The sequence below is a fragment of the Rhizobium sp. 01L410 genome (assembly GCF_056400165.1).
This window is the reverse complement of record NZ_JBFTST010000008.1, coordinates 189,393-215,154: the sequence shown is the minus strand read 5'-3', so window position 1 is coordinate 215,154 and position 25,762 is coordinate 189,393. Positions and strand designations below refer to the sequence as shown.

The following is a 25,762-nucleotide window of genomic DNA, read 5'->3' as shown; positions in this document are numbered from 1 at the left end:
CTGATGAATCTGGCTCCCCGGGCCGGATTCGAACCGGCGACCTGTCGATTAACAGTCGAATGCTCTACCGCTGAGCTACCAGGGATCACCGCTTGCCGCGGTGTGAGTGGGCTAATACAAATGCTTGTTCGATTTGCCAAGCGGTTTTTTCAAAAAAATGACATCTGCTTGCAATTGCTGCACTTATCCCCATCTCCTGTGGATGACTGACGGGAAAAACAACACTGGAAATTCGCGCGCCAAGCGCTTTGGCATCGATCATGCGACCGGCGAGCTCGTTCTTGGCTCCTGGCGCATCCCGCTGCCGCGCTCGCGCATGGCGCGGATCGGCATCGGACTGCTGCTGATTGTCTGTGGCTTCCTGGGGTTTCTGCCCATCCTCGGCTTCTGGATGCTGCCGCTGGGCTTCATCGTGCTGTCGCACGATCTGCCTTTGGCGCGCCGCTGGCGTCGCAGGCTGTCAGTCTGGTGGCACCGGCGGGGCAGGCCCGCCGGCAGCTAAAGTCTGGAATCAGGCGAAGAAGCCCGCGGCCCAGTAGAACAGCGCCGAGATCAATGCCGCCGCCGGCAGCGTCACCACCCAGGCGATGACGATATTGCCGGCAAGCCCCCACCGCACCGCTGAGACGCGCTTTGCCGCGCCGACGCCGATGATGGCGCCGGTGATCGTATGCGTCGTCGAAACCGGAATGCCGAGCCATGTCGCGCCGAACAGCGTCAGCGCTCCGCCGGTCTCCGCGCAGAAACCCTGCATAGGATTGAGCTTGGTGATCTTCGATCCCATCGTGTGGACGATTCGCCAGCCGCCGAAGAGCGTACCGAGCGCCATCGCCGTCTGGCAGGAAAGCACGACCCACAGCGGAACGTGGAAGCTGCCGCCGAGATAGCCCTGCGAATAGAGAAGCACGGCAATGATGCCCATGGTCTTCTGCGCATCATTGCCGCCATGGCCAAGCGAATAGAGCGAGGCGGAGACGAACTGCAGGATGCGGAAGGTGCTGTCGACGGCAAACGGCGTCTGCCGCACGAAGATCCACGAGACGGCGAGCACCAGGAACAGCGCCAGCAGAAAGCCGATCATCGGCGACAGCACGATGGCTCCTGCCGTTTTCAGCAGGCCGCCCCAGACGATCGAGCTGAAGCCGACCTTGGCGAGGCCGGCGCCGACGAGACCGCCGACCAGTGCATGCGACGAACTCGACGGTATCCCGAAGACCCAGGTGACGATGTTCCAGATGATCGCGCCCATCAAGGCCGCAAAAATCACCAGCGGGCTGACGATCTCGGGATTGATGATACCGGTGCCCAGCGTTTCCGCCACATGCAGACCGAAGAACAGGAAGGCGATGAAATTGAAGAACGCCGCCCACATCACGGCATATTGGGGCTTCAACACACGAGTCGAGACGATTGTCGCGATCGAGTTCGCCGCATCGTGCAGTCCGTTCAGGAAATCGAAGAACAGCGCGACCGCGATCAGTCCGATCAGCAGCGGAAAGGCGAGGGTGGCATCCATCAGACGTTCTCGATCACGATGCCGCTGATTTCGTTGGCAACGTCCTCGAACCGGTCGACCACCTTTTCGAGCTCGGCATAGATCTCGCTGCCGATGATATAGGCCATCGGGTTGGAGGCGCCGTGACGGCGGAACAGGTCTTTCAGACCGAGATCGTAAAGCTCGTCCGACTTGCCTTCGACCCGAGTGACTTCCTCAGCGATCGATGTCAGCCGCTGCGCATTGGCGCCCATCCGGTCGAGAAGCGGAATGGCCTCGGCAATCAGATGTGCCGCCTTGACGATTTCCTTGCCCATCTCCTGCATACCGGGATCGAAGCTCTTCTGTTCGAACAGGCGGATGGTCTTGACCGTCTTGTGCATCATGTCGATCGCGTCATCGAGCGACTGGATCAGATCCTTGATGTCGCCGCGGTCGAATGGCGTGATGAAGCTGCGGCGCACGGCCAGCAAAACTTCGCGGGTAATATCGTCGGCCTCGTTTTCCAGCGTGACGATGCGGTTGCAATGCCGCTCGGTATCGTTTCCGGCCAGCAATTCGTTCAGCGATTCCGCCGCGCCGACGACGGTGCGCGAGTGCTGAGCAAAAAGATCGAAGAATCGATCTTCGCGCGGAAGAAGTTTGCGAAACCAGCTTAACATGGCGACCCCGTGAGTGCTTGAGTTGTCACGCAACTGTCACAAATGGGGTCCTGTTGCAATAAAAGCCGGGCCGAACATACCGCGCCAGCAGGCTTTTCCACGCGTTTGAGGCAGGTTTCACACAGCCTCGGGAATACGATTCTCTTAATGAAGGTCGAGTGTCAGCTGCCGGTTCTTGATCTGAGGCAGGGGCAGGCCGATATCGATCTTGCCGAACACGCGCCGTCTGCGCTCCTCGTCCTTTTCCCGCTCGGCGCGGCTGGCAGCCACGGTCGCAAGCGCATTCGCAATCACCTGTTCGGCATGGGTCATAGGAACCTCCGTCTGATGTTCCTATTTTGTTCTCATTTAAGCGAATAGTCAAGTCTGCTCATTCACCGAAGTAGAACAGCGGCTCGCGGGTCAGTTCGCCGTTGCCGATATGGCCATACAAGTCCTGGCCGAGGATCCAGTAGGTAATTTTTTGCGTCGTCAGGGAGAAAACATAGTCTCCGTCGATCCAGTGCTCGGCCTTGCTGCCGCCGATTGGGAACAAAAACTTGCCTGCTTGAAACAGGACCGCTTTCTCAGACTTATGATCGAAAATGTATCTCGTTTTCGCCATGTGTCATCCCGCTTCTATACGCAGGATGCAACGTCACATGGGATTTTGATCATGTCTATATTATCAGAAGTAGAGTCTGATTATATTCACAGATAAGCTTTAGCTTAAACAGCATTATCCCAAAAATGGATAATACATCACCGGCCGCAGGGGCGGGGATGTATTCCGACAATACAAGCTTGGATTGTTGAATTTGGAGGCCTCGCCCGGAATTGAACCGGGGTACAAGGATTTGCAGTCCTCTGCGTCACCACTCCGCCACGAGGCCATCCGTGAACGACTTGTTCAGTGGTGGCGCGGATTTAGAATGATCCAAAGGAAACCGCAAGAGGTGTTTTTCGAAAAATCTTGACCGGCAACAACTCGTCCACCGTCAATCGGCATCCGGCGCCCTTGATCATTCGGCGAATCCGCTCATTATCCGTATATGAGAAATATCTCAAAACCCTTTGTCACCAAGGACGATCCCGACCGCCACGTCCGGTGCCAGGACGCGCTGCAATTCGCGTTCCGCGATTTGATCGAGGCGGCCGTGGCCGCCGGATGGAGTGAGCAGGAAGCGCTGGATGCCGTCGGCTATCTTGCCGAAGGGCATATGCGGGAGCGGGTGGCGAGGGCGGATGCCGCGGCATTGGCGGCGCTTTTGAAGACAATGCGCTGATCCGCGCGGCTATCCAACGCCTCAATTCGATCTTTGAAGCGCGGCAATCGGCGAGACGCCACCTGTGGTGACGCTGGGTGCGGCAGAGCCGATCAGTGGAATACAGAGAATGATTGCGACGAAACCGCCGATAAAGCAGGCGCCGAGTATCAGGGATCTGTTCATGCCTATTCCGCGTTCGCTTCGATTGCGGCCTTTATCGCAAGCGAAGCTGACAGGTTCCTGAAACGCTGTTCAGGGTTTTGGTGCGGATTTCAGATAAAGATAGGCGCCGATGGCAAAAAAGCTAAGCGTCAAGCCCGGCCAGGCGATGAATACGGTCGTGTAGCCGCATGCGCCAGTGAAGCAATCTCCGAGCGTTCCCGCTAGGGATAGCCGCATGGACAAGACGCCCGCAAGAATGACGCTTGCGGCGGCGATCAGCAGCAGAATGAAAATCGTAAAACCCGTGCTTCGCATTCGAACCTAAAGAGCGGGCCTACTGATTCCTGCCTGCTGCGCTGTGATTGTCCTCAACTCGTCCGGCTGTTGACCAGTCCGCAGCAAAGAATGCCGACGAGCGCCGCACCGATGAACAAGTCGAAGAGTGTGAAATGCACGAACATGGCAGACATGGCCTGCTCCTCCTCATTTCCTCCGGTTGCAAGAATACCACAGGGCCACGCTTTATGCCACTTCGGAGTTTGGAATGCGCTCCGGCGCACGCGACAGCGCCGCGTCCACTCAAGTATTCTTGCCGCAGCCGCGCGCGGAGCCTTGAAAGCATCCGAACCCGGGATTAAGAGACGCATGTAGCCGCCGAAAACGGGCAAGAGGATAAGATGGATTTCGAAGCAGCACGCGTGAAGATGGTCGACAACCAGATCCGTACGACGGACGTGACGTCCCATTCCGTGTTGAGCGCGTTCCTGACGGTCGAGCGCGAAACTTTCGTGCCTGAAAAGTCGAAGGCGCTGGCCTATATCGATAATGACGTCGAGATCTGTCCCGGCCGCTTCCTGATGGAAGCCTCGCCGCTGGCAAAGCTGCTGCAGCTTGCCGCGATCACCAAGGACGACACGGTTCTCGAAGTCGGCTGCGGTACCGGCTATACCTCGGCGCTGCTGTCGCTGATCGCCGGTTCGGTTACCGCTCTCGAATCCGATGAAGCGCTTGCCGCAACGGCAAAGGCCAATCTCGCAGCCTATCCGAATGTCGCCGTTGTCACCGGCGGTCTCGAGAAGGGCCATACGGCCGGTGCGCCTTATGATCTGATCTTCGTCAACGGTTCCGTCGAGCAAGTTCCGGCAGCTCTTCTCGGCCAGCTCGCCGAGGGCGGCCGTCTGGTCACAGTCGAAGGTTACGGCAACGCCGCCCGCGCCAAGGTCTTCGTTTCCGAGCGCGGCGCCGTTTCCGAAAATGTCTTCTTCAACGCGTCGGTCAAGCCGCTGCCGGGCTTCGCAAAGCTGCGCGAATTCGTGTTCTGAGCAGGATTGCATTGCTCCTTGACGATGCGGGCGCCTCGGGCGCCCGTTTGCGTTTGCGGCGCTGAAACCGGGCCGGGCAGACGGTCCGCAGTTCATCCAACAAAACTGTGCATGGACGCATTCATTTGATTCGCGATGATTTTTTTCGCGTCTTGGGTATTCTAGTGTCTAGGTGATTCGGATGCCCACACCACGCAATCCGATCGTTGCTTTTAGCATAACGGGGATAGATATGGCTCAGCCAAGCGTAGCGCGTGAACCGTCCATGGAAGAGATCCTGGCGTCGATCCGCCAGATCATCGAGAGCAATGATCCGGGTGCCGGCAAGGCCATTTCCCAATCTTTGCCGCCGGTTTACGGCGATGACGGCGAAGACGAAGGCAGCGACTCCAACATCCGTCTGACCGTCGACGACGCCTATGCCAATGTCGAGTTTCCCGAGCCGGTGATGCAGGCCGATCCGCGCTTCGTCGCCGCCAATTCGGCAGGTACGCGCGATATCGAGGAGCCCGCGCGCTCCATGTCGCTTGCCGATGTCGCCGCCCGGGTTCGTGCCGCCTCCGAGCGTCTGCCGGCCCAGCCGCCGCGCGAGCTTCCGCCGGTCTTCCGCCAGCCGGAACCCGTGGCCGAGCCCGTCGCTGAACAGGTCCGTGCACCGGTCGAGCATGTATCCGCTCCCGTCGTCGCTCCGCTGCCGGCTCCGAAGCCGGCGCCGCTTGTTGCCGAAGCCGCACCGGTGGACGCTGCCCCTCAGCCGGTAGCAGCCGCTGCCACAGAAGTGTTCCCGGAGCCTCAGGCAACGATCGCTCCGCAGGCCGAAATCGCGCCGGAGGGACCCGTCGCCGAAGCCCCGGCTGCCATGCCCCAGTTTCTGCCGCAGATCATGGAAGAAGCCCAGGCGCTGATCTCGCAGGATGCCAGCCTTCAGGTCGCACGTTCCTTCGAAGAGCTGGCGCTTGCCATCGATGGCGCCGAGCGCCGCTCGCTGGATGAGATCGCCGAAGACATGCTGCGTCCGATGCTGCGTGAATGGCTGGACGACAATCTGCCGACGCTGGTCGAACGCCTCGTGCGTGAAGAAATCGAGCGCGTGGCGCGCGGTCCGCGCCGCTAACCGGAAACGCTTTTTACCGAACAAGCCGCTCCGGTCTCCGGGGCGGCTTTTTTATTGACTTGCCCGCAGCCATCCTATTTACAAACCCCATCCTAAAACCCCGAAGTTTGGTCATAAAATGCTCGACAAGACCTACGATTCCGCCGCAGTCGAACCGAAAATCGCTGCGAAATGGGACGAAGCCGATGCTTTCCGCGCTGGCGCCAACAAGAAGCCCGGTGCCGAAACGTTCACGATCGTCATCCCGCCGCCGAACGTGACGGGCTCCCTGCATATGGGCCACGCGCTCAACAATACGCTGCAGGACATCATGATCCGTTTCGAGCGCATGCGCGGCAAGGATGTGCTGTGGCAGCCGGGCATGGACCATGCGGGTATCGCCACGCAAATGGTCGTCGAGCGCAAGCTGATGGAGCAGCAGCTTCCGGGCCGCCGCGACATGGGCCGCGACGCCTTCATCGACAAGGTCTGGGAATGGAAGGCTGAATCGGGCGGCCTGATCTTCAACCAGCTGAAGCGCCTCGGCGCCTCCTGCGATTGGTCGCGCGAACGCTTCACCATGGACGAGGGCCTGTCGCAGGCCGTTCTCGAAGTGTTTGTAACGCTTTACAAGCAGGGGCTCATCTACAAGGACAAGCGTCTGGTCAATTGGGATCCGAAGCTGCTGACGGCAATTTCCGACATGGAGGTCGAGCAGCTGGAGGTCAAGGGTAACCTCTGGCATCTGCGCTATCCACTGGAAGAGGGCGTCACCTACCAGCATCCGGTTGCCTTCGACGAAGATGGTAAGCCGACCGAATTCGAAACCCGCGACTATCTCGTCGTTGCCACGACCCGCCCGGAAACCATGCTTGGCGACACCGGTGTTGCCGTCAACCCGGACGACGATCGCTATACGTCGATCGTCGGCAAGCACGTCATCCTGCCGATCGTCGGCCGCAAGATCCCTGTTGTCGCCGACAGCTATGCCGATCCGACCGCCGGTACCGGCGCCGTCAAGCTGACGCCGGCGCATGATTTTAACGACTTCGACGTCGCCCGGCGCACCGGTCTGCGCGCCATCAACGTGCTGGACGTCGACGGCTCTGTCATCATCAAGGAGAACGAGGACTTTCTGGAAGGTCTCGACAATCCGGCTGCCCTGCATGGCGCCTGGGATCGTCTCGAGGGCCAGGATCGCTTCGCGGCGCGCAAGATCATCGTCGAGATTTTCGAAGAAGCCGGTCTGCTCGACAAGATCGAGCCGCACAAGCACATGGTTCCGCATGGCGACCGCGGCGGCGTGCCGATCGAGCCGCGCCTGACGGAACAGTGGTGGGTCGACAACAAGACGCTCGCCAAGCCGGCGATCGCCTCGGTTCGCGAAGGCCGCACCAAGTTCGTGCCGAAGAACTGGGAAAACACCTATTTCCAATGGATGGAAAACATCCAGCCCTGGTGCATCTCCCGCCAGCTCTGGTGGGGACACCAGATCCCGGCCTGGTACGGTCCGGATGGCCAAGTCTTCGTCGAGAAGACCGAAGAGGAAGCGCTGCAGGCTGCGATCCAGCACTATCTGTCGCATGAAGGCCCGATGAAGGCCTATGTCGAGGACCTGCTGGAGAACTTCAAGCCGGGCGAAATTCTGACCCGTGACGAAGACGTTCTGGATACGTGGTTCTCATCGGCGCTCTGGCCGTTCTCGACGCTCGGCTGGCCGGAGAAGACCCCGGAACTGGCGCGCTATTACCCGACCAACGTTCTGGTCACCGGCTTCGACATCATCCCGTTCTGGGTGGTTCGCATGATGCAGATGGGTCTGCACTTCATGAAGGACGAGGATGGCAATCCGGTCGAGCCGTTCCATACCGTCTATATCCACGCGCTGGTCCGCGACAAGAACGGCCAGAAGATGTCGAAGTCGAAGGGCAACGTCATCGACCCCCTGGAACTGATCGACGAATACGGCGCCGACGCGCTGCGTTTCACGCTGGCCATCATGGCGGCGCAGGGCCGCGACGTGAAGCTCGACCCGGCGCGTATCGCCGGCTACCGCAACTTCGGCACCAAGCTCTGGAATGCCACGCGCTTTGCCGAGATGAACGGCGCCAAGAGCGACCCGAACTTCGCGCCTGATAGCGTCAAGCTGACCATCAACCGCTGGATCCTGACGGAACTTGCCCGTGCGGAACGTGACGTAACGGAAGCCATCGAGGCCTACCGTTTCAACGATGCGGCCGGCGCGCTTTACCGTTTCGTCTGGAACCAGGTCTGCGACTGGTATCTCGAACTGCTGAAGCCTGTCTTCAGCGGCGAGGACGAGGCTGCCAAGGCGGAAGCGCAGGCCTGCAGCGCCTATATTCTCGAAGAGATCTACAAGCTGCTGCATCCCTTCATGCCGTTCATGACGGAAGAGCTGTGGGCGCATACCGCAGGCGAAGGCATCGAGCGCGATACGCTCGTCTGCCACGCCGACTGGCCGGCGCCGTCCTTCTCGGACGATGCCGCTGCCGACGAGATCAACTGGCTGATCGATCTGGTCTCCGGCATCCGCTCGGTTCGCGCCGAGATGAACGTCCCGCCGTCGGCGACCGCGCCGCTCGTCTTCGTCAACGCCAATGCGCTGACCCAGGAGCGCCTGTCGCGCCACGATGCGGCGATCAAGCGTCTGGCGCGTGTGGAGGCTATCTCGCTGGCTGACGCTGCGCCGAAGGGCGCGGCACAGATCGTCGTCGGCGAAGCCACGGCCTGCCTGCCGCTCGGCAGCCTGATCGACCTTTCGGCCGAGAAGTCGCGTCTCGAAAAGGCGATTGGCAAGACCGAAGGCGAGATGGCCCGCATCAACGGCAAGCTGTCGAACGAGAAGTTCGTCGCCAACGCCAATCCCGAAGTGGTCGAAGCCGAGCGCGAGCGCCTGGCCGAACTGCAGGGGCAAATGGAAAGCCTGACGGTTGCGCTGGCGAGGGTGAACGAAGCTTAATCCACTCTTGGTAGTAAACTATTCCAAAGCGGCGTCCGGCCTTGCACGGGCGCCGTTTTGCGTTCGCAGCAATCCGAATCGGAAGAACTTGCTCATATGCGCCGCCGATCACGCTGAATCGGGCGGTTTTGCAAATTATTCAGTGGGTGGGGCCGAAAAAACTGACTGTTGTCAGATTGATACAGGGGCAGATCGGCTTGGAAGGATAATCCAAAACTAACCCGGAATGATTAGTTTATTGGGATAAAATTTTACCATACGCAAAAATTTGACGTGCTCGTCAATTTCTTACGTCAATTTAACTTCTTGCATGCATTGTGGCGTCATGAAGGCGCGCATTGTCATCCGCGCTATTCCTTTGCAAGGTGCAGCATCTGCATTGCTTGAGTGGGGGAGACACAATGGCATCTCGTATGTTTTCCAAGGGCGTAGCATCGCTCATTATCCTTTCGTCCGTCGCGACGCCGTCCTTTGCGGGCGGTCTGGAACGCGGCGGCTACAATATCGATCAGCTGTTCGATACCGGTCCGTTTTCGTTCAATTCGGGCGTTACCTATGTAATGCCGCAGCGCAAGCTGAAAAATGTGAAGGACGAAGACACATCGATGACCATCAACGGTGGTGGTGACCTGAGCGGACGTCCGAACTACGCTGACGAGACCGAGAATTATGCGGTTCCCTACGCCGGCTTCAGGGGTAACGTCGGAGACATCGACTGCTTGGTCGATTATTCGGAGCCCTTCGGTGCGCATACCAATCCTGGCGTGAACTGGGCAGGGGCGAACGACAACATCGAGACCAAGGTCACGAGCCACAATTACGCCGGAACCTGTTCATACAAGTTCGATGTCGGCCAGGGCCAGTTTCGCCTGATCGGCGGCGCCTTCTACCAGGAGATCGACGCGTTCAAGGAACGCCAGGTTATCACCATCCCGCCGGTATTGGGAACGGGTATCGGCCGGCTTGATTTGACGGGTGAAGGCTGGGGCTGGCGCGCTGGTGTCGCCTACGAAATTCCCGAATATGCTTTGCGGGCAAGCCTCGTTTACAACAGCCGGGTGAAATACGACAATCTCGACGGTACGGTTGACCTCACGCAGGTTCCGGCATTCCTCGACCCGACCAATCCGGCGCTGGGCAAGCGGACGGACGTTTTCGGTTCTGCCGATGCACCAGACTCGCTTGAGCTCAAGCTGCAAAGCGGTATCGCGCCTGATTGGCTCGCTTTCGGCTCGGTAAAGTGGACAAACTGGAGCGTATTGCAGTCGATCGCCTTCTGCCCGACAGCAACCAAGGGCGTTAAATGCACCTCGGGCGGGGCGACCGAGCTCACATCGCTTGACCTTCTTTACCGCGACGGCTGGACGATCACCGGAGGTGTCGGACACAAGTTCAACGATCAGTGGGCTGGCGCAATTAGCCTCACTTGGGATCGCGGGACCAGTCAGGGATACGGCGCGCAGACTGACTCGTGGACCATCGGCGCGGGCGCGTCGTACACTCCGACGGAGAATGTCGAACTGCGGTTGGCCGGAGCAATTGGATTGCTGACCAGCGGTTCTTCACACGCCGTAACCTATGACGGCATCACATACGGCGAGGGAGTTTCATACGATTTCGGCAACGATCTTGTAACGGCACTCTCCGCCAGCCTCAAAGTCAAGTTCTAATCAAGACCCGCCAAACACAAAGCCCGGCCCAGCGCCGGGCTTTTCTTTGCTTGCTGCCATATTAATCATGCCTTTTGGCCATCCCATTTTGTGACGAATCCGCAACAGTTTTTTACGACAGTTGGCGTAAGCTCTCTCCAGGGACAATTTGTCCATTTCCCGCCACAAACAGAGCGCAGCGGTATCTTCGGGCAAGGGAATGGCAGGCGTAGGGTGCGTTTGAAAAGTAAGATGGGTCGAGTTTTTTCAGGGACAGGCAAGGGCCGATCGGGGGCTGGATTTCATTCCGCTCCATTGGCGATTCAGCTTTCCCCGCAAGGCGATTCCGACGAAAAACTTCGCTCTCAGGTCGTGTCTTCCATCTGTCCATTCTCCGATGTTTCCGCGTCCATGATGGGCGCCGAAGAACGCCGCGATCACGCCGATACCGGTTTGGTCACATTTGGTGTTTACGACTATTGGCGAGGCGGAGAGAGAGACATTTCCTCCGCAAAAATGACGCCGCAGGCATTGCAGGCGGGCCGGGCCGGAAACCGGGCGGTCTATCGCGATGCGCAGGAAATTCACGCCCTCGAAGAAGGGCGAAAGGCTGGATGCGACGCGGGCAAAGGAGCCAGAGAGCTCGCCGCGGGATCGCTCGCCTGGAGGGAATACGCCGGGCCGCGTGGCAGCGGAGTTTTTGCTGCCGGGCTGGTCTGCGATGGAAGCGAAAGAAACCGAGTGAAATGCTGACATCCGAGTTCAGACTTTTCAGATCATCTATCATGGGGCTGTCCATCGCTCTTTCAGCGGCGATTGCATCCCCAGCCGGCGCGTTTGATATCAATGCCGGCGTGACCAAGGAATCCGGTCCTTTCGATCTCTTCAAGTTCGGTTTCAAGGCTTACAAGAGCGGCCAGAAGGAAGAGGCTGTCGAGGCCTATAAATACGCCGCCGAGAAGGGGCACACCGGCTCGCGCTGGGCGCTGGCAAATATGTATGCCGATGGCGATGGCGTTACCCAGGACGATTTCGAAGCCTTCAAGATCTATAGCGAGATCGCCCAGCAGGGTGTCGAGCCCGGTTCCGAAGACACCGGCTTCTTCATCAATGCGCTTCTTTCGCTTGCCAGCTATTACAAGCACGGCATTCCGGGCAGCCCCGTCAAGACCGACCTCAATCAGGCCCGCCAGCTCTATTTCCAGGTCGCCTCCACCTTCGGCGTGCCGGAGGCGCAGTTCCAGCTGGCGCAGATGATGCTGTCCGGCGATGGCGGCAGCGCCAATCCGCTGCAGGCCAAGAAGTGGCTGAACCAGGCCCGCAAGAGCGGCCATCCCGGTGCCATGTCGGTCTTCGGCAATATTCTGTTCCAGGAGGGCCAGTCGGCTCGCGGTCTGGCAATGATGACGGCGGCGCTCGACCGCTGCAAGCCGAAGGACTGTGGCTGGATGGAATCGCTGCAGGAGCAGGCCTTCTCGGTCGCCACCGAAGGCGACCGCCGCGCGGCGGTATCGCTCTCCCACAATATCGCCACCAGCGGCGACTAATTTCCTTTAGGCGGCGAAGTCGAAATAGGCGACGACGGGCACGTGGTCCGACGGCTTTTCCCAGGCGCGCACATGCTTTTCGATCGCCGTCGAAGTCATGCGGTCGGCAGCCTCGGGCGACAGCATCAGGTGGTCGATGCGGATGCCGTTGTTCTTCGGCCACGCGCCGGCCTGATAATCCCAGAATGAATAGAGCTGTGTCGCATCGGTGGTCGCGCGCACCGCGTCGGTAAAGCCGAGGGCTTCGAGCCTGCGGAAAGCCTCGCGCGTCTGCGGCAGGAACAGCGCGTCATTCTCCCAGACCTTCGGATCGAAGCAATCATGCGGCTCGGGAATGACGTTGTAGTCACCGGCCAGGATGAAGGCTTCCTCATATTCGAGACGCTGGATCGCGAATTGCCGCAGGCGCTCCATCCAGGCGAGCTTGTAGGTGTATTTCTCGGTATCAACAGGGTTGCCGTTCGGCAGGTACAGGCAGCCGATGCGAAGCGCCTTGTTGCCGGGTAACGAAAAGACGGCCTCGAGGAAGCGCGCCTGCTCATCCAGTGGATCACCGGGTAGGCCGCGGTTCACTTCGTCAGGCTTGCTCTTGGAAAGGATCGCGACGCCATTGAAACCCTTCTGGCCGTGGGTTTCGACGTGATAGCCGAGCGCCTCGATCTCGAGGCGAGGAAACCCTTCGTCGACGGTCTTGATTTCCTGCAGGCAGGCGATGTCAGGGCTGGAATCCGTCAGCCATTGCGTGAGGTTGTCGATACGCGCCTTGACGCCGTTGATGTTCCAGGTCGCGATCTTCATCCATCACCTCTTGCTTCGTGCCGATCTTGTATCGTGATGGGCAGCGTCCGGACAAGACGATAAACCGGCCGGAAGAGATTTCTTCGGCCGGTCTGATTTGGGTGCTCTGATGTTGTTCAGATCGAAAAGCTGGTGCCGCAGCCGCAGCTGGCGACCGCGTTCGGATTGTTGATCTGGAAGGATTGGCCGAGCAGGTTGTCGACGAAGTCGATCTCGGAGCCCGCCATATAGATCAGCGACATGCTGTCGATCAGCACCTTCGCATCGTTCTTCTCGACAATCACGTCGTCGTCCTGAACGCCGTCGGCGAGATCGAACTTGTAGGAAAAGCCCGAACATCCGCCGCCTTCGACGGAAACGCGAAGGGCGCTCTTGCCGGCTTCGGCGCCGACGATTGCGGCGATTCGCTTTGCCGCAGCATCGGAGAGGGTTACTGTGGTCTCTGTCATGCTTCCTCCTGCCGGGGTCAAGATCCGGAGAGAATTGATAGAAGCCGATGATCTTTCAAACGGCTGATATCAAAAGAATTTATCACATGCGTCGTTGAAACGCATTATTGCGGAAAGCGGTTAAGAAAGCGCCGCTTTGCCGTATATACTGACTATAGGTATGAAGAGCTTGAAGCGGCGTCAATGGGCGATCCGGCCGCGAGCTCGAATGACGGTGAAGAATGACGATCGACAGGCATGCATTGGGTTTTGGAAACAGCGAACGGGCAGTCTACGCGGCAGACCCCTGGACGACCCGCGGGCGGCTCTATGACGAAAGCTCCAGCCCGACACGTTCCGATTTCCAGCGCGACCGCGACCGCATCGTCCACACCACGGCCTTCCGCCGCCTGAAGCACAAGACGCAGGTCTTCATCGCCCAGGACGGCGATCACTACCGCACGCGCCTGACGCACACGATCGAGGTGGCGCAGATCGCCCGCGCGCTGGCCCGCGCACTCAAGCTGGATGAAGATCTGGCCGAGGGCGTGGCATTGGTCCACGATTTCGGCCACACGCCCTTCGGCCATACCGGCGAAGATGCGCTGCATGAGGTGCTGCTGCCCTATGGCGGCTTCGATCACAATGCCCAGTCACTGCGTATCGTCACCAAGCTGGAGCGCCGCTATGCGGAATTCGACGGTATCAACCTGACCTGGGAGAGCCTCGAAGGCCTCGTCAAGCACAATGGCCCGCTGCTGACCAAGGACGGGCAGGGCACGCGCGGCCCGGTCCCGCAGCCGATCCTCGACTATTGCGAGATCCATGACCTGCAGCTCGACACCTATGCAAGCCTGGAGGCGCAGGTTGCGGCGATTGCCGACGACATCGCCTACAATACCCATGATATCGACGACGGCCTGCGCTCCGGGTACCTGACCTTCGAGATGCTGGAGGAAATTCCCTTCCTCGCCGGGCTGATGGCGGAAGTGCGCGAGCGCTATCCGAACCTCGAGGCGAGCCGCTTCACCCATGAAATCATGCGCCGTCAGATCACCCGCATGGTAGAGGATGTCATTTCCGTCGCGCAGGAGCGCCTGTCGCAGATCAAGCCGGAGAGCGCTGACGATATCCGTCACGCCGACCGCGTCATCGCCACCTTCTCGCCGGCGATGGCCGAAACCGACAGGCTGATCAAGCAGATGCTCTTCAAGCGCATCTACCGCCATCCCGAGATCATGCGCATCCGGGCAGGGGCCGCGCAGATCGTCACCGACCTCTTCGGCGCCTATATGGCGAACCCGAAGGAGATGCAGAGCCACTACTGGGTCGATCATATCGCAGGCCTTGCAGACGCCCCGAAAGCCCGCCATGTCGGCGACTATCTGGCCGGCATGACCGACACCTATGCCATCAGCGCCCACAGGCGATTGTTTGACCACACTCCCGATTTGCGATAGGCAGCACGCGCCCGGCAAAAGGCCGGTCGATGCCTTGTGGCACAGCCTATGCATGGAAGAGTGCGATGAACCTTTTTACCGATTTCGAAGCCAGGATTAAAACCGCCCTTGAACAGATCGATCTGGTCAAGGAAAAGCGATCCGAGCTCGATTTCGGCCGCATTGCCGTGGAGCCGCCGCGTGACGCGACCCATGGCGATGTTGCGACCAATGCAGCGATGGTGCTGGCGAAGCCGCTCGGCACCAATCCGCGGGCCTTCGCCGAAATCATCATCGGCAAGTTGAAAGAAGATCCGGATGTGGCCGACGTCTCCGTCGCCGGTCCCGGATTCATCAACATCAAGCTGTCCGTCGGCTACTGGCAGCGGCTGCTCGCGTCGATGATCGGCGCCGGCACCGATTACGGCCGCTCGACGCTCGGCACCGGCCGCAAGGTCAATGTCGAATACGTCTCGGCAAACCCGACCGGCCCGATGCATGTCGGCCATTGCCGCGGCGCCGTTGTCGGCGACGCACTGGCAAATCTTCTGTCTTTCGCCGGCTATGCCGTCGAGAAGGAATATTACATCAACGATGCCGGCTCGCAGATCGACGTGCTGGCACGCTCGGTCTTCCTGCGTTACCGCGAGGCGCTTGGCGAGAAGATCGGCGAGATCCCGGCAGGCCTCTATCCGGGCGATTACCTCGTGCCGGTCGGCCAGTCACTGGCCAGTGAATACGGCGTGCGGTTGCACAATATGCCGGAAGAGCAGTGGATGCCGATCGTCAAGGACAAGGCGATCGACGCGATGATGGTGATGATCCGCGAGGATCTGGCAGCACTGAACGTCCACCATGACGTCTTCTTCTCCGAGCGCACGCTGCATGATGGTGGCGCCGCCGCCATCCGCACGGCAATCAACGACCTGACCTTCAAGGGCTTTGTCTACAAGGGCTCTCTGCCGCCGCCGAAGGGCCAGCTGCCCGAGGATTGGGAAGACCGCGAGCAGACGCTGTTCCGCTCGACCGAGGTCGGCGACGATGTCGATCGTCCGCTGATCAAGTCGGATGGTTCCTATACTTACTTTGCCGCCGACGTTGCTTACTTCAAGAACAAGTTCGACCGTGGCTTCAACGAGATGATCTATGTGCTCGGCGCCGACCATGGCGGCTACGTCAAGCGTCTGGAAGCCGTTGCGCGTGCCGTTTCTGAAGGCAATTCGAAGCTGACGGTGCTGCTCTGCCAGCTCGTGAAGCTCTATCGAAATGGCGAGCCGGTGAAGATGTCGAAGCGCTCCGGCGACTTCGTGACGCTACGCGACGTGGTCGAGGAAGTCGGCCGCGATTCGGTGCGTTTCATGATGCTGTACCGGAAGAGTTCCGAGCCGCTCGACTTCGATTTCGCCAAAGTAACGGAACAGTCGAAGGATAATCCGGTCTTTTACGTGCAGTATGCGCATGCCCGTTGCATGTCGGTTTTCCGGCAGGCGAGGGAGGCGTTTCCGGACCTCGACGTGACCCCCGCAGAGCTTGCAAAAGCCGTCTCCGGAATCTCGGATCCCGCGGAATTGCAGCTGATTGCGAAGGCTGCGGAGTTCCCGCGCGTCGTCGAATCCGCGGCCCAGGCACAGGAGCCTCACAGGGTCGCTTTCTATCTCTACGACCTCGCCAGTTCGTTCCATGCGCACTGGAACAAAGGTAAAGATCAGACTGAATTACGATTTGTTAACGATAAGAGCCGAGAATCGAGTATTGCCAGACTAGGGCTGGTGTACGCTGTCGCTTCGGTTTTGAAGTCGGGTCTTGCCATTACTGGTACCGCCGCACCGGATGAAATGCGATAAACGTCACCAAATCCCCACATTGCGCTGGCATTGACCGCGTTGGCTTTTGAGTGGGATGGGTATGGCAGACAAACAACTTGCGTATGACGCGCGACAGAAGACGGAGCTGTTCGATGAAAACGATCCGCTTGCGGAACTCGCGCGCATCGTTGGCTTCGAGCCGCGGGTAGCCGCCAATACTGTTTCAGAGCCGGTCCGGCAGGAGCCCGCCTTCGATCTCGAAGACGAGCTGCTGCGGGAATTCGAAAGCTACGACGAACCGCGCGCGCCGGATGTTATCGACCATCCGGCCGAGCCGGTCGCGGCCTACGAGCCTGTCGCTTACGAGCAGACTGTGCAGGTCGAGCATGAGCCGGCCTATTACGAGACACAGGCCGTCGAGCCTGAACCTGTCGTTCATACTGAGCCGGAAGCCGCTTCCGCCTGGAATGCTGCGGGAGCCTTTGCTTCGGCGGATTGGACTGCGCAGCAGTCCGAGCCGGTGTCGAACGGCGCCCGTGATCTGATCGAAGAGCTTGAAATGTCGATCGGTGCGGCTGCAGCTGTTCAGCCGGTGGCACCGGCTCCGAAGGCGCCGCAGTGGTCGGCTGCCAGCATCAAGCTGCCGCTTGCCAATTTCCACACGGCTCGCCGTGAAGAACCGGCGGCTCCTGTCGCCATGGTGCCCAAGCCGGTCGCCGCTGCGCCCGTTGCCGCCGCGCCTCAGGTGGTCGAGACCATTCCATCCGAAGCTGCAATTCACGAACTTGCAGCTCTCGATGTCGCTGACGAGTTTCCGCCAGTTTCCGGGGGCTTCCCGGCCGAGATCGATCGTCACGAAGTCGCCGAATTGCCACAGCACGAGCCGGTCGCCGAAGCGGCAGCCGTCGAAGCCTACGCCGAACCCGTTTCGCACGATGCCGGTTTCGATCTTGCCGCCGCCGCCAAGGATGGCCTCGTGGCATCGGATGCCGCGCTGACCGAAGCTTTGCCGCAGGATGCGGCGACGGCGTTCGATATCGATAATCTGCTGGCTGACGTCTCGCGCTACCCCGTCCCGCAGCGCGCTTCCGAGCCGGTTCATCATGAGGCGCCCGTCGAAGCTGCTCCCGTTCGCCATGCCGAGCCGGTTCAGGCCTTTGCTCCCGTTGCTGCCAAGCTGGCTGCTCCGGAAGAGGAAGACCCGTTTGCCGGTCATGACTTCGAGCTCGATCTCGAGGGCATCGAACTGGAACTCGCTGATCTTGATTTCGCCGAACCCGTGAAGCCGCTGCCCGAGCCGGTCGCTGCTGCACCGGCACCGGCACCGGTGGCCGCGCCTGCTGCCGCATTCGTTCCGGCACCTGTTGCCGCCGCGCGTCCTATTGCACCCGCGCCTGTGCTTGATGAGGCGCCGCGTCCGGTTGTGCAGCCTGCCTATACGCCTGCGCCTGTCTCCTATGTGCCTGCTGCCTCGGTCTTTACCCCGGCGCCGCAGCGGACCGCTCCCGTGCAGGCAGCGGCACCTGAGCCCGTTGAAGAACTGCCTTTCGACCCTTCGATGATTGCCGATGCCGACGGGCATCCGGAGGCTGTCGAAGAGATGCATGTTCCGGCGCTGCCGCCTGTCGAACAGCACAAGCCTGTGGCGCAGACTTCCGATTTCGATTTCGACGTCGACGCCGAGATTGCCAGCCTCTTTGAGCCTATGAAGTCTGCCGAGCGCGCACCTGCCGCTGCTCCAGCCTGGGCGCCGCCGGCCGCTACTCCTGCCGCCGCGAAGCCTGTCGCAGCACCTGCCGTTGCCGGTCTTGACGATCTGGAGCGCGCGCTTGAGGAAGACCTTCGCCGCAGCATGCGCGAACCGGTGCAGCGCACCGAGCAGCTCGCGGAAGTCCACATTCAGTCCGCAGGCGCAGCCGAAGACATGCACCGCGCCCGCTCGATGAAGCGTATGCTTGCCGCCGCTGCCATGGTGGTGGTTTTCGCAGGCGGTGCCTACGGTCTCTACACGGTCGTCGCCGACTCAGGCATTACCGGTGGCTCGGGCGAGCCGCGCATCATCTCCGCCGACAAGGAACCTGTTAAGGTCGTTCCTGACAACCCGGGCGGCAAGACCGTTCCGAACCAGGACAAGGCCGTTTACGACCGTGTCGCTGGCGCCACCGAGACGCCGAAGCAGACGGCCTTGGTGTCTTCGGATGAGGAACCTGTCGACGTCGTTCAGCGCACGCTGACGCCTGAGATTGCCCCTGAAGATAATGACGGCGATGTCACCGATCAGGCGATGAGCACGCCGGTCAGCGATACGCAGGATCCGCGCCTTCTTCCGGACCAGAACCAGCCGGAGCAAGCCGCAAATGACGGCGACGCAGACCGCGTCCCGGCCGTTTCGCCACGCAAGGTCCGCACGATGATCGTCAAGCCTGACGGGACTCTGGTAGCCCGTGAGGACGAAGCACCGGTCGATGCGCCTGTTATCAAGCAGGTCAAGACGACCACGATCACGCCGAACGGCTCGGCTGCCAGCTTCCCGGCCAGCACCGAAGTCGCATCTGCCGACATCCGCTCCACCCCGGTCGAGAACACGGCAACGCCGCCTGCCCAGGCTGGCGCGTCCGAATCGGTCCTTGCCAAGGTTGCCGCGAGCAACCCTGCTAATGTCGAGCCGCCGGTCCGTCAGGTTCAGTCGACGCAGGTTGAGCCCCAGGCTGCGGCAAAGCCTGCTGATGCTGCTCCGGTCCCGGCAGTCCGCCCGGCTGCCAAGCCTGCAGCCGCTGCTGCTCCTCAGCCGCCGAAGCCGGCCGAGGTTGCCTCTGTGGCGCCCGCAGCCACCCAGCCGCAGGCTGCAGCGCCTTCCGGCGGCTACGGTGTCCAGATCGCATCGCTGCCCTCTGAGGCCGAGGCCAACAAGTCTTATGCAAGCCTCTCGAAGAAGTTTGGCAGCGTTCTGGCCGGCCGCAGCTTCGAAATCCGCAAGGCTGATATCGCTGGCAAGGGCACCTTCTACCGCGTCCGTATCCCGGCCGGCTCAAAGGATGAAGCCGCAGCGCTTTGCGAAAAGTATCGTGCCGCCGGCGGCACATGCCTGATCTCGAAGTAAGCACGATCACACGCATTCAAGGCGGCGGGCATGGTCCCGCCGCTTTCGTTTTGCCCAGCCTTTCCTGTGAATGCCTGTTGACCTCTATCGCAATTCGCCTCAGCACCTCTATGATTCGGGTATGACCGAATCAAAAGCGATGATCCTGGGCTGTAGCGGCCTGTCACTGACCCCGGAAGAAAAGGCCTTCTACAGGGCCGAGCGCCCCTGGGGCTTCATTCTTTTTGGACGCAACATCTCCGAGCCGCAGCAGATCGCCGATCTCGTCGCCGAGATGCGCGAAAGCGTCGGCTGGCATGCGCCTGTGCTGATCGACCAGGAGGGCGGCCGCGTCCAGCGCATCCGTCCGCCGATCCTGCAGCACTATCCATCCGGTCAGGCGCTCGGCGACATCTATCGCCAGGATCGGGAGCAGGGGCTTCGCGCCGCCTGGCTGATGTCGCGCCTGCACGCCTTCGATCTTCTGAAGTTCGGCATCAATGTCGATTGCCTGCCGGTGCTCGACGTGCCGGTCGAAGGCAGCAGCAATGTCATCGGCAACCGCGCCTATGGCGGCGATCCGCAGACGGTGACCGCGATGGGCCGTGCTGCCAGCGATGGTTTGAAGGCCGGCGGCGTATTGCCAGTGATGAAGCATATGCCGGGCCATGGCCGGGGCTTTGCCGATTCTCACCACGAACTCCCTGTCGTTACCGTTTCGCGTGACGAGCTCGAAGCCCACGACTTCCCGCCGTTCATCGCCATGAAGGACGAACTCGCGGCGATGACCTGCCATGTCGTCTTCACGGCGATCGACGATGCCAATCCGGCAACCACGTCCCGCAAGGTGATCGACGGCGTCATCCGCAGCCACATCGGCTTCAACGGCCTGTTGCTTTCCGATGATACATCGATGAACGCGCTGGCTGGCACGATCGGTGAGCGCGCCGCGAATATCATTGCAGGCGGATGCGATATCGTGCTGCATTGCAACGGCCACATGGACGAGATGCTGCAGGTGGTCGCCAATGTTCCGGTCCTGTCGGACGCTTCGCTGAAGCGCGCCGACGCGGTCCTGGCCGGCATGCCGAAGCCCGATCAATCCGAGGAAGCTGCAATCCGCAGTGAATTCGATGCGATGTTCGCCACCGTCTGAAAACTGGAAGCGAGGCAGAGTTGAACGTAGTCAAGGGTCCCGAGCGGTCGCCGTCGTCAGCAACGCCGATGGACAAGCTATGGCAGGATAACGGGGCCGAACGCGCCACCCACGAGCCGGCGCTGGTGATCGACGTCGCGGGCTTCGAGGGCCCGTTGGACCTGCTACTTTATCTCGCCCGTAATCAGAAGGTCGATCTGTCGCGAATCTCGGTTCTGGCGCTTGCCGAGCAGTATCTGCTGTTTGTCGACAGCGCCCGCCGCATCCGCATCGAACTGGCCGCCGATTACCTCGTCATGGCGGCTTGGCTTGCCTATCTGAAATCGCGCCTCCTGATCCCGCAGCAGATCAAGGACGACGGCCCGTCGGGCGAGGAGATGGCGGCAACGCTCGCCTTCCGCCTGAAACGCCTGGAAGCGATGCGTGAGGCCGCCAGCGGTCTCGTCAACCGCAACCGTCTCGGCCGGGATATCTTCGCTCGCGGTGCGCCCGAACATATCCCGGATCGCCACCGGTCCGCCTACGATGCCAGCCTCTATGATCTCCTGACCGCCTATGCGTCGCTGCGCCAGCGTCAGGCCGTCACACAGGTCACGATCGCGCGGCGCACTGTCTGGTCGCTGACCGAAGCGCGCGAGCTCTTGACCCGGATGATCGGCGATGTCTCCGACTGGACGGCGCTGGAGCACTATCTGCTGCGCTACATGACCTCGCCGGAAGAACGCGTCACGGCGATCGCCAGCGCCTTTGCAGCCTCGTTGGAACTGGTGCGGGAGGGCAAGCTCGAAATCCGCCAGGAGGGCGCCTTTGAGCCGCTCTACATGCGCCGAGGACCGAAGCACGCCACATTGCAAGTTATCGAGCAGGAGACGCCGCTGTGATCGATCCTGAGGGCGATATCGGGGGAGAGGAAGGCGAGGGCATCGAAAGCCGGGATTTCCAGGCGGAGCTCGAGGCCGAGCGTATCGCCGAGGCGCTGGTCTTCGCTTCGTCGCAGCCCGTTTCCGAAGCCTTCATTACCGATCGCATTGCCAAGCACTTCAATGTCCGCGCCATCATGCTCCGGTTGAAGGAGCAGTACGCGCCCCGCGGCGTCAATCTTGTGCAGGTCGACGACGCCTGGGCCTTCCGCACGGCAGCCGATCTCTCATTTGTGATCCGCCGTGATGAGAACGAGGCGAAGAAGCTGTCGCGGGCCGCGCTCGAGGTCCTGGCGATCATCGCCTATCATCAGCCGGTGACGCGCGCCGAGATCGAGGACATCCGAGGCGTCCAGACGTCGCGCGGCACGCTCGACGTGCTGATGGAGGCCGGATGGGTTCGTTTCCGCGGCCGTCGCCGCACCCCCGGCCGCCCCGTCACACTCGGCACCACACGGGACTTTCTCGACCATTTCGGCCTTGAGGAACTGCGCGATCTGCCGGGTATCGAGGAACTCAAGGGGGCAGGACTGCTGTCAGGTCGCATCCCGGCGAATTTCAATATTCCGTCGCCGCTGATGAGCGACGAACTGACGGAGGATGAGGACCCGATCACCCAGATGGATCTGGAGGAATTGGGGCTTCTTGCCCCCGGCGGCGCCTCCGAAGATTAGCGGTTGCTGGTCTTTGTTTTGACACCGAGGGCGAAAACAATAGTGATCACCATAATTCGATGGCGCAATGACTTGTCACAATGGCCGAAGCCGTGACATTAAGCGTCAATCCAAGGGGAATTTTGGTGTTGGAAACGATGGCGGAAACTCTTACATCGAAGAGACATCGCAACAGGGAGTATGCGTAATGGGTTCTTTTAGCATGTGGCACTGGTTGATCGTTCTGGTCATCGTGCTGTTGTTGTTCGGTCGCGGCAAGATCCCGGAATTGATGGGCGACGTCGCCAAGGGCATCAAGAGCTTCAAGAAGGGCATGAACGACGAGGACGCGCCGGTCGACGGCAAGACCGTCGATCACAAGGCCGACGAAACGAAGTAACCAGTCCGGAAACGGGTGGCTTGCCCCGCTTCCCATCCAGGAGCCTTGAATGTTCGATATTGGCTGGACCGAGCTGCTCGTCATCGCGGTCGTGTTGATTGTTGTGGTCGGTCCGAAGGACCTGCCGCCGATGCTGCGTGCGTTTGGAAAGATGACCCAGCGCGCCAAGAAGGTTGCCGGTGAATTCCGCGCGCAATTCGACGAGGCGCTGCGTGAGGCGGATCTCGACGAGGTGCGTCAGACACTCGCCGACGCCCAGCGTCTGAACCCGGCCAATACGCTGCGCGAGGCGATGAACCCGCTGCGCCAGATGGGCAACGACATCAAGGCAGATCTGCAGAGCGCTACCAAGGTCGAGAACAAGACCGACGTGCCGCCTGTCAGCGTCCCGGAACCGTCGATGAGCCTGCCGGAAACGCCGCCGATCGTGGCGCCGCTGCCCGAGCCGGCTGTTGCCGCGGCCGTTGAAAAGCCGAAGGCTGTGCGCAAACCGCGTGCCGTGGCTGCTGCAAAGGTTGAGCCCGTGGCTGCCGCTCCCGCGGCCAAGGCAAAGCCTGCACCGGCTGCCAAGGCCTCTGCCGCTCCGGCAAAGACTGCGGCCGCCAAGGCGGCCCCTGCAAAGGCGCCTGCCAAGACCGTGGCCGCAAAGGCCACACCAGCAAAGAAGACCGCAGCTGCTCCGAAGAAGGCAGCGGCAACGAAAAAGGATGAGGCATGAGCGGCGATATCGAAGACAAGCCGCAGCCCTTGATCGAGCACCTCATGGAGCTGCGCAGGCGGCTGATGTGGTCGATCGGCGCGTTTTTCATCGCCTTCATCGTCTGCTTCTTCTTTGCCAAGCATCTCTTCAACTACCTTGTCTATCCCTACAAGCTCGCCGTCATCTGGGCGGGCATGGATGTCGACAAGGCACAGCTGATCTACACGGCGCCGCAGGAATTCTTCTTCACGCAGGTGAAGGTCGCCATGTTCGGCGGCGTGGTGATCGCATTCCCGATCATCGCCGCGCAGATCTACAAGTTCGTGGCGCCCGGCCTCTACAAAAACGAGCGCGCGGCCTTCCTGCCGTTCCTGATCGCCTCGCCGATCCTGTTCCTGCTCGGCGCTGCGCTCGTCTATTTCTTCTTCACGCCGATGGTCATGTGGTTCTTCCTGGCCATGCAGCAGACACCGGGCCATGGCGACGTCGCCATCTCGCTGCTGCCGAAGGTCTCGGAATATCTGAGCCTGATCATGACGCTGGTGCTGTCCTTCGGCCTGGTCTTCCAGCTCCCCGTCATCACCACGCTGCTTGCGCGCGTTGGCCTGCTCACCTCGCAGTGGCTTGCCGAAAAGCGCAAGTTCGCGATCGTCATGGCCTTCATCGTCGCTGCGGTTCTGACGCCGCCCGATCCGATGTCCCAGATCGGTCTTGCACTGCCGACGATCCTTCTCTACGAGATTGCAATCCACGCGGCTCGACTCGTCGAGCGCCAGCGTGCGCGGCAGTCGGTCGAAGAGGCGGAACGATCCGCGGATGTTGCCAACACGGACAGCGTCTGAGCGGCTTCGCAATCTCTTCCCGTACGCTTCCGTATCTTCCGGCCGCAGCCAGGTCAGGCTCCGGCCGGTTCCTGTTTTGTAACGACCCGGAACGACAATGCTCGATATCAAATGGATCCGTGAGAACCCCGAGGCTCTGGACGCCGCGCTTGCAAAGCGTGGTGCGGACGCTTTGGCCCAGTCCCTCGTAGCCCTCGATGAGAAGCGCCGCTCCGCCGTGCAGAAGGCGCAGGACCTGCTGTCACGCCGCAACACCGCCTCGAAGGAGATCGGCGCGGCGATGGCGCAGAAGAACACCGAGCTTGCCGAGAAGCTGAAGGCCGAAGTCGCCGACATCAAGGTGACACTGCCGGCCGCCGAAGACGATGAGCGCCAGTTCACCGCCGAGCTCAACGACGCGCTGTCGCGCATCCCGAACATCCCGTTCGATGACGTTCCCGTCGGCGCCGACGAGAGCGGCAATGTCGTCACGCGCACGATCGGTGAAAAGCCGCGCTGGAACCATACGCCGAAAGAGCATTTCGAAATCGGCGAAGCCCTCGGCTACATGGATTTCGACCGTGCCACCAAGCTGTCCGGCTCGCGTTTCACGGTCCTGACCGGTCCGCTGGCGCGCCTCGAACGCGCCCTCGGCCAGTTCATGATCGACCTGCATACCGGCGAGCACGGCTATACCGAAGTGTCGTCGCCGCTGATGGTGCGCGACGAGGCGATGTTCGGCACCGGCCAGCTGCCGAAATTCGCCGACGACCTCTTTAAGACGACGGATGGGCGCTGGCTGATCCCAACCGCCGAAGTGACGCTCACCAATCTCGTCTCGGCCGAAATCCTCGAACAGGAAAAGCTGCCGCTGCGCTTCACGGCGCTCACCCCGTCCTTCCGCTCGGAAGCCGGTTCTGCTGGTCGCGACACCCGCGGCATGCTGCGCCAGCACCAGTTCTGGAAGTGCGAGCTGGTCTCGATCACCGACGCCGAAAGCGCGGTCGCCGAGCATGAGCGGATGACCGCCTGTGCCGAAGAGGTGCTGAAGCGCCTCGGCCTGCATTTCCGCACCATGACGCTCTGCACTGGCGACATGGGTTTCGGCGCCCGCAAGACCTACGATCTGGAAGTCTGGCTGCCGGGACAGGACACCTTCCGCGAAATCTCGTCTTGCTCGGTCTGCGGCGATTTCCAGGGACGGCGCATGGATGCGCGCTACCGCGTCAAGGGCGAGAAGGGCACCAGGTTCGTTCACACGCTGAACGGCTCGGGTACCGCCGTCGGACGCTGCCTGATCGCCGTTCTGGAAAACTACCTGAACGAAGACGGCTCGGTGACTATCCCCGATGTGCTGCTGCCATATATGGGCGGCTTGAAGAAGATCGAACGGGCGGCCTGAGACC

General features: G+C 60.8%; 25 protein-coding genes and 2 tRNA genes. 18 read left to right on the top strand and 9 right to left on the bottom strand.

Features of this window, described 5'->3' with window-relative positions; genetic code table 11:
• Nucleotides 1-10: 10 nt before the first annotated feature.
• A tRNA-Asn gene (locus AC1DV9_RS19060) sits at nucleotides 11-85 on the bottom strand.
• 117 nt (nucleotides 86-202) lie between these two features.
• Here AC1DV9_RS19060 and AC1DV9_RS19055 point away from each other — a divergent pair.
• Nucleotides 203-502: a hypothetical protein gene (locus AC1DV9_RS19055; protein WP_112513818.1), complete on the top strand. Its 300-nt coding sequence runs from the start codon at nucleotides 203-205 to the stop codon at nucleotides 500-502.
• Between the two features lie 9 nt (nucleotides 503-511).
• Here the strand turns inward: AC1DV9_RS19055 and AC1DV9_RS19050 are convergent, their stop codons facing one another.
• The 5 genes from AC1DV9_RS19050 to AC1DV9_RS19030 all read right to left on the bottom strand — a co-directional run bounded on the left by AC1DV9_RS19050 (nucleotide 512) and on the right by AC1DV9_RS19030 (nucleotide 3,029).
• Nucleotides 512-1,516, bottom strand: a complete 1,005-nt coding sequence (locus tag AC1DV9_RS19050) for an inorganic phosphate transporter (RefSeq protein ID WP_112387953.1) — start codon at nucleotides 1,514-1,516, stop codon at nucleotides 512-514.
• Entirely contained in the window at nucleotides 1,516-2,157 is a 642-nt protein-coding gene (locus AC1DV9_RS19045) for a DUF47 domain-containing protein (RefSeq protein ID WP_112387954.1), read from the bottom strand. Before AC1DV9_RS19045 ends, AC1DV9_RS19050 begins: the two co-directional genes overlap by 1 nt.
• A gap of 144 nt (nucleotides 2,158-2,301) precedes the next feature.
• The gene (locus AC1DV9_RS19040) at nucleotides 2,302-2,469 is read right to left on the bottom strand and encodes a hypothetical protein (protein WP_310298919.1); all 168 of its coding nucleotides are present in this window, start codon (nucleotides 2,467-2,469) and stop codon (nucleotides 2,302-2,304) included.
• A 58-nt stretch (nucleotides 2,470-2,527) separates the two neighbouring features.
• Entirely contained in the window at nucleotides 2,528-2,761 is a 234-nt protein-coding gene (locus tag AC1DV9_RS19035) for a hypothetical protein (RefSeq protein WP_112539689.1), read from the bottom strand.
• 194 nt (nucleotides 2,762-2,955) lie between these two features.
• Nucleotides 2,956-3,029 (bottom strand) — tRNA-Cys (locus AC1DV9_RS19030).
• A gap of 159 nt (nucleotides 3,030-3,188) precedes the next feature.
• On the opposite strand from AC1DV9_RS19030, the gene AC1DV9_RS19025 reads away from it, so the two are divergent.
• Complete coding sequence (locus AC1DV9_RS19025) at nucleotides 3,189-3,422, top strand: hypothetical protein (protein ID WP_477949691.1); 234 nt, start codon at nucleotides 3,189-3,191, stop codon at nucleotides 3,420-3,422.
• Between the two features lie 21 nt (nucleotides 3,423-3,443).
• Here the strand turns inward: AC1DV9_RS19025 and AC1DV9_RS19020 are convergent, their stop codons facing one another.
• On the bottom strand, nucleotides 3,444-3,587 hold the full coding sequence (locus tag AC1DV9_RS19020) for a hypothetical protein (RefSeq protein WP_162705969.1): 144 nt from the start codon (nucleotides 3,585-3,587) through the stop codon (nucleotides 3,444-3,446).
• A gap of 656 nt (nucleotides 3,588-4,243) precedes the next feature.
• Between AC1DV9_RS19020 and AC1DV9_RS19015 the strand changes: the two genes are divergently transcribed.
• From AC1DV9_RS19015 to exoR, 6 genes are all read left to right on the top strand, one after another.
• Nucleotides 4,244-4,888 (top strand): protein-L-isoaspartate O-methyltransferase family protein, encoded by a 645-nt coding sequence (locus AC1DV9_RS19015; RefSeq protein ID WP_112387958.1) that lies wholly within the window; start codon nucleotides 4,244-4,246, stop codon nucleotides 4,886-4,888.
• 232 nt (nucleotides 4,889-5,120) lie between these two features.
• Nucleotides 5,121-6,002, top strand: coding sequence for a PopZ family protein (locus AC1DV9_RS19010; RefSeq protein WP_477949690.1), 882 nt, complete (start codon nucleotides 5,121-5,123; stop codon nucleotides 6,000-6,002).
• 118 nt (nucleotides 6,003-6,120) lie between these two features.
• The gene (locus AC1DV9_RS19005) at nucleotides 6,121-8,961 is read left to right on the top strand and encodes a valine--tRNA ligase (protein WP_477949689.1); all 2,841 of its coding nucleotides are present in this window, start codon (nucleotides 6,121-6,123) and stop codon (nucleotides 8,959-8,961) included.
• A 401-nt stretch (nucleotides 8,962-9,362) separates the two neighbouring features.
• A complete protein-coding gene (locus tag AC1DV9_RS19000) occupies nucleotides 9,363-10,631 on the top strand; it encodes an OmpP1/FadL family transporter (RefSeq protein ID WP_112539679.1) in 1,269 nt (422 codons plus the stop codon).
• Nucleotides 10,632-10,925: 294 nt separating this feature from the next.
• A complete protein-coding gene (locus AC1DV9_RS18995; protein ID WP_477949688.1) occupies nucleotides 10,926-11,363 on the top strand; it encodes a hypothetical protein in 438 nt (145 codons plus the stop codon).
• Nucleotides 11,357-12,157, top strand: a complete 801-nt coding sequence (gene exoR, locus AC1DV9_RS18990; RefSeq protein ID WP_112387962.1) for an exopolysaccharide production regulator ExoR — start codon at nucleotides 11,357-11,359, stop codon at nucleotides 12,155-12,157. Before AC1DV9_RS18995 ends, exoR begins: the two co-directional genes overlap by 7 nt.
• 6 nt (nucleotides 12,158-12,163) lie before the next feature.
• Here exoR and xth read toward each other — a convergent pair whose 3' ends face one another.
• Together xth and erpA are read right to left on the bottom strand one after the other, a co-directional pair.
• On the bottom strand, nucleotides 12,164-12,955 hold the full coding sequence (xth, locus tag AC1DV9_RS18985) for an exodeoxyribonuclease III (protein WP_477949687.1): 792 nt from the start codon (nucleotides 12,953-12,955) through the stop codon (nucleotides 12,164-12,166).
• 116 nt (nucleotides 12,956-13,071) lie between these two features.
• Nucleotides 13,072-13,404, bottom strand: a complete 333-nt coding sequence (gene erpA, locus AC1DV9_RS18980) for an iron-sulfur cluster insertion protein ErpA (RefSeq protein ID WP_112387964.1) — start codon at nucleotides 13,402-13,404, stop codon at nucleotides 13,072-13,074.
• A gap of 221 nt (nucleotides 13,405-13,625) precedes the next feature.
• Between erpA and AC1DV9_RS18975 the strand changes: the two genes are divergently transcribed.
• The 10 genes from AC1DV9_RS18975 (at nucleotide 13,626) to serS (ending at nucleotide 25,758) form a co-directional block, all read left to right on the top strand.
• On the top strand, nucleotides 13,626-14,843 hold the full coding sequence (locus AC1DV9_RS18975; RefSeq protein WP_310298944.1) for a deoxyguanosinetriphosphate triphosphohydrolase: 1,218 nt from the start codon (nucleotides 13,626-13,628) through the stop codon (nucleotides 14,841-14,843).
• 65 nt (nucleotides 14,844-14,908) lie between these two features.
• Nucleotides 14,909-16,666 (top strand): arginine--tRNA ligase, encoded by a 1,758-nt coding sequence (gene argS, locus AC1DV9_RS18970; RefSeq protein WP_477949686.1) that lies wholly within the window; start codon nucleotides 14,909-14,911, stop codon nucleotides 16,664-16,666.
• A 61-nt stretch (nucleotides 16,667-16,727) separates the two neighbouring features.
• Complete coding sequence (locus AC1DV9_RS18965) at nucleotides 16,728-19,727, top strand: SPOR domain-containing protein (RefSeq protein WP_477949685.1); 3,000 nt, start codon at nucleotides 16,728-16,730, stop codon at nucleotides 19,725-19,727.
• Nucleotides 19,728-19,848: 121 nt separating this feature from the next.
• On the top strand, nucleotides 19,849-20,862 hold the full coding sequence (nagZ, locus tag AC1DV9_RS18960; RefSeq protein WP_477949684.1) for a beta-N-acetylhexosaminidase: 1,014 nt from the start codon (nucleotides 19,849-19,851) through the stop codon (nucleotides 20,860-20,862).
• 20 nt (nucleotides 20,863-20,882) lie between these two features.
• On the top strand, nucleotides 20,883-21,743 hold the full coding sequence (locus AC1DV9_RS18955; protein WP_112387968.1) for a segregation and condensation protein A: 861 nt from the start codon (nucleotides 20,883-20,885) through the stop codon (nucleotides 21,741-21,743).
• Nucleotides 21,740-22,456: an SMC-Scp complex subunit ScpB gene (gene scpB, locus AC1DV9_RS18950; RefSeq protein WP_477949683.1), complete on the top strand. Its 717-nt coding sequence runs from the start codon at nucleotides 21,740-21,742 to the stop codon at nucleotides 22,454-22,456. Before AC1DV9_RS18955 ends, scpB begins: the two co-directional genes overlap by 4 nt.
• 187 nt (nucleotides 22,457-22,643) lie before the next feature.
• Nucleotides 22,644-22,835, top strand: a complete 192-nt coding sequence (locus tag AC1DV9_RS18945) for a twin-arginine translocase TatA/TatE family subunit (RefSeq protein ID WP_112387970.1) — start codon at nucleotides 22,644-22,646, stop codon at nucleotides 22,833-22,835.
• 49 nt (nucleotides 22,836-22,884) lie between these two features.
• Complete coding sequence (gene tatB, locus AC1DV9_RS18940) at nucleotides 22,885-23,553, top strand: Sec-independent protein translocase protein TatB (protein ID WP_310298962.1); 669 nt, start codon at nucleotides 22,885-22,887, stop codon at nucleotides 23,551-23,553.
• The gene (gene tatC / locus AC1DV9_RS18935) at nucleotides 23,550-24,377 is read left to right on the top strand and encodes a twin-arginine translocase subunit TatC (RefSeq protein WP_112387972.1); all 828 of its coding nucleotides are present in this window, start codon (nucleotides 23,550-23,552) and stop codon (nucleotides 24,375-24,377) included. Before tatB ends, tatC begins: the two co-directional genes overlap by 4 nt.
• Nucleotides 24,378-24,474: 97 nt before the next feature.
• Entirely contained in the window at nucleotides 24,475-25,758 is a 1,284-nt protein-coding gene (serS, locus tag AC1DV9_RS18930) for a serine--tRNA ligase (RefSeq protein WP_477949682.1), read from the top strand.
• Nucleotides 25,759-25,762 lie beyond the last annotated feature (4 nt).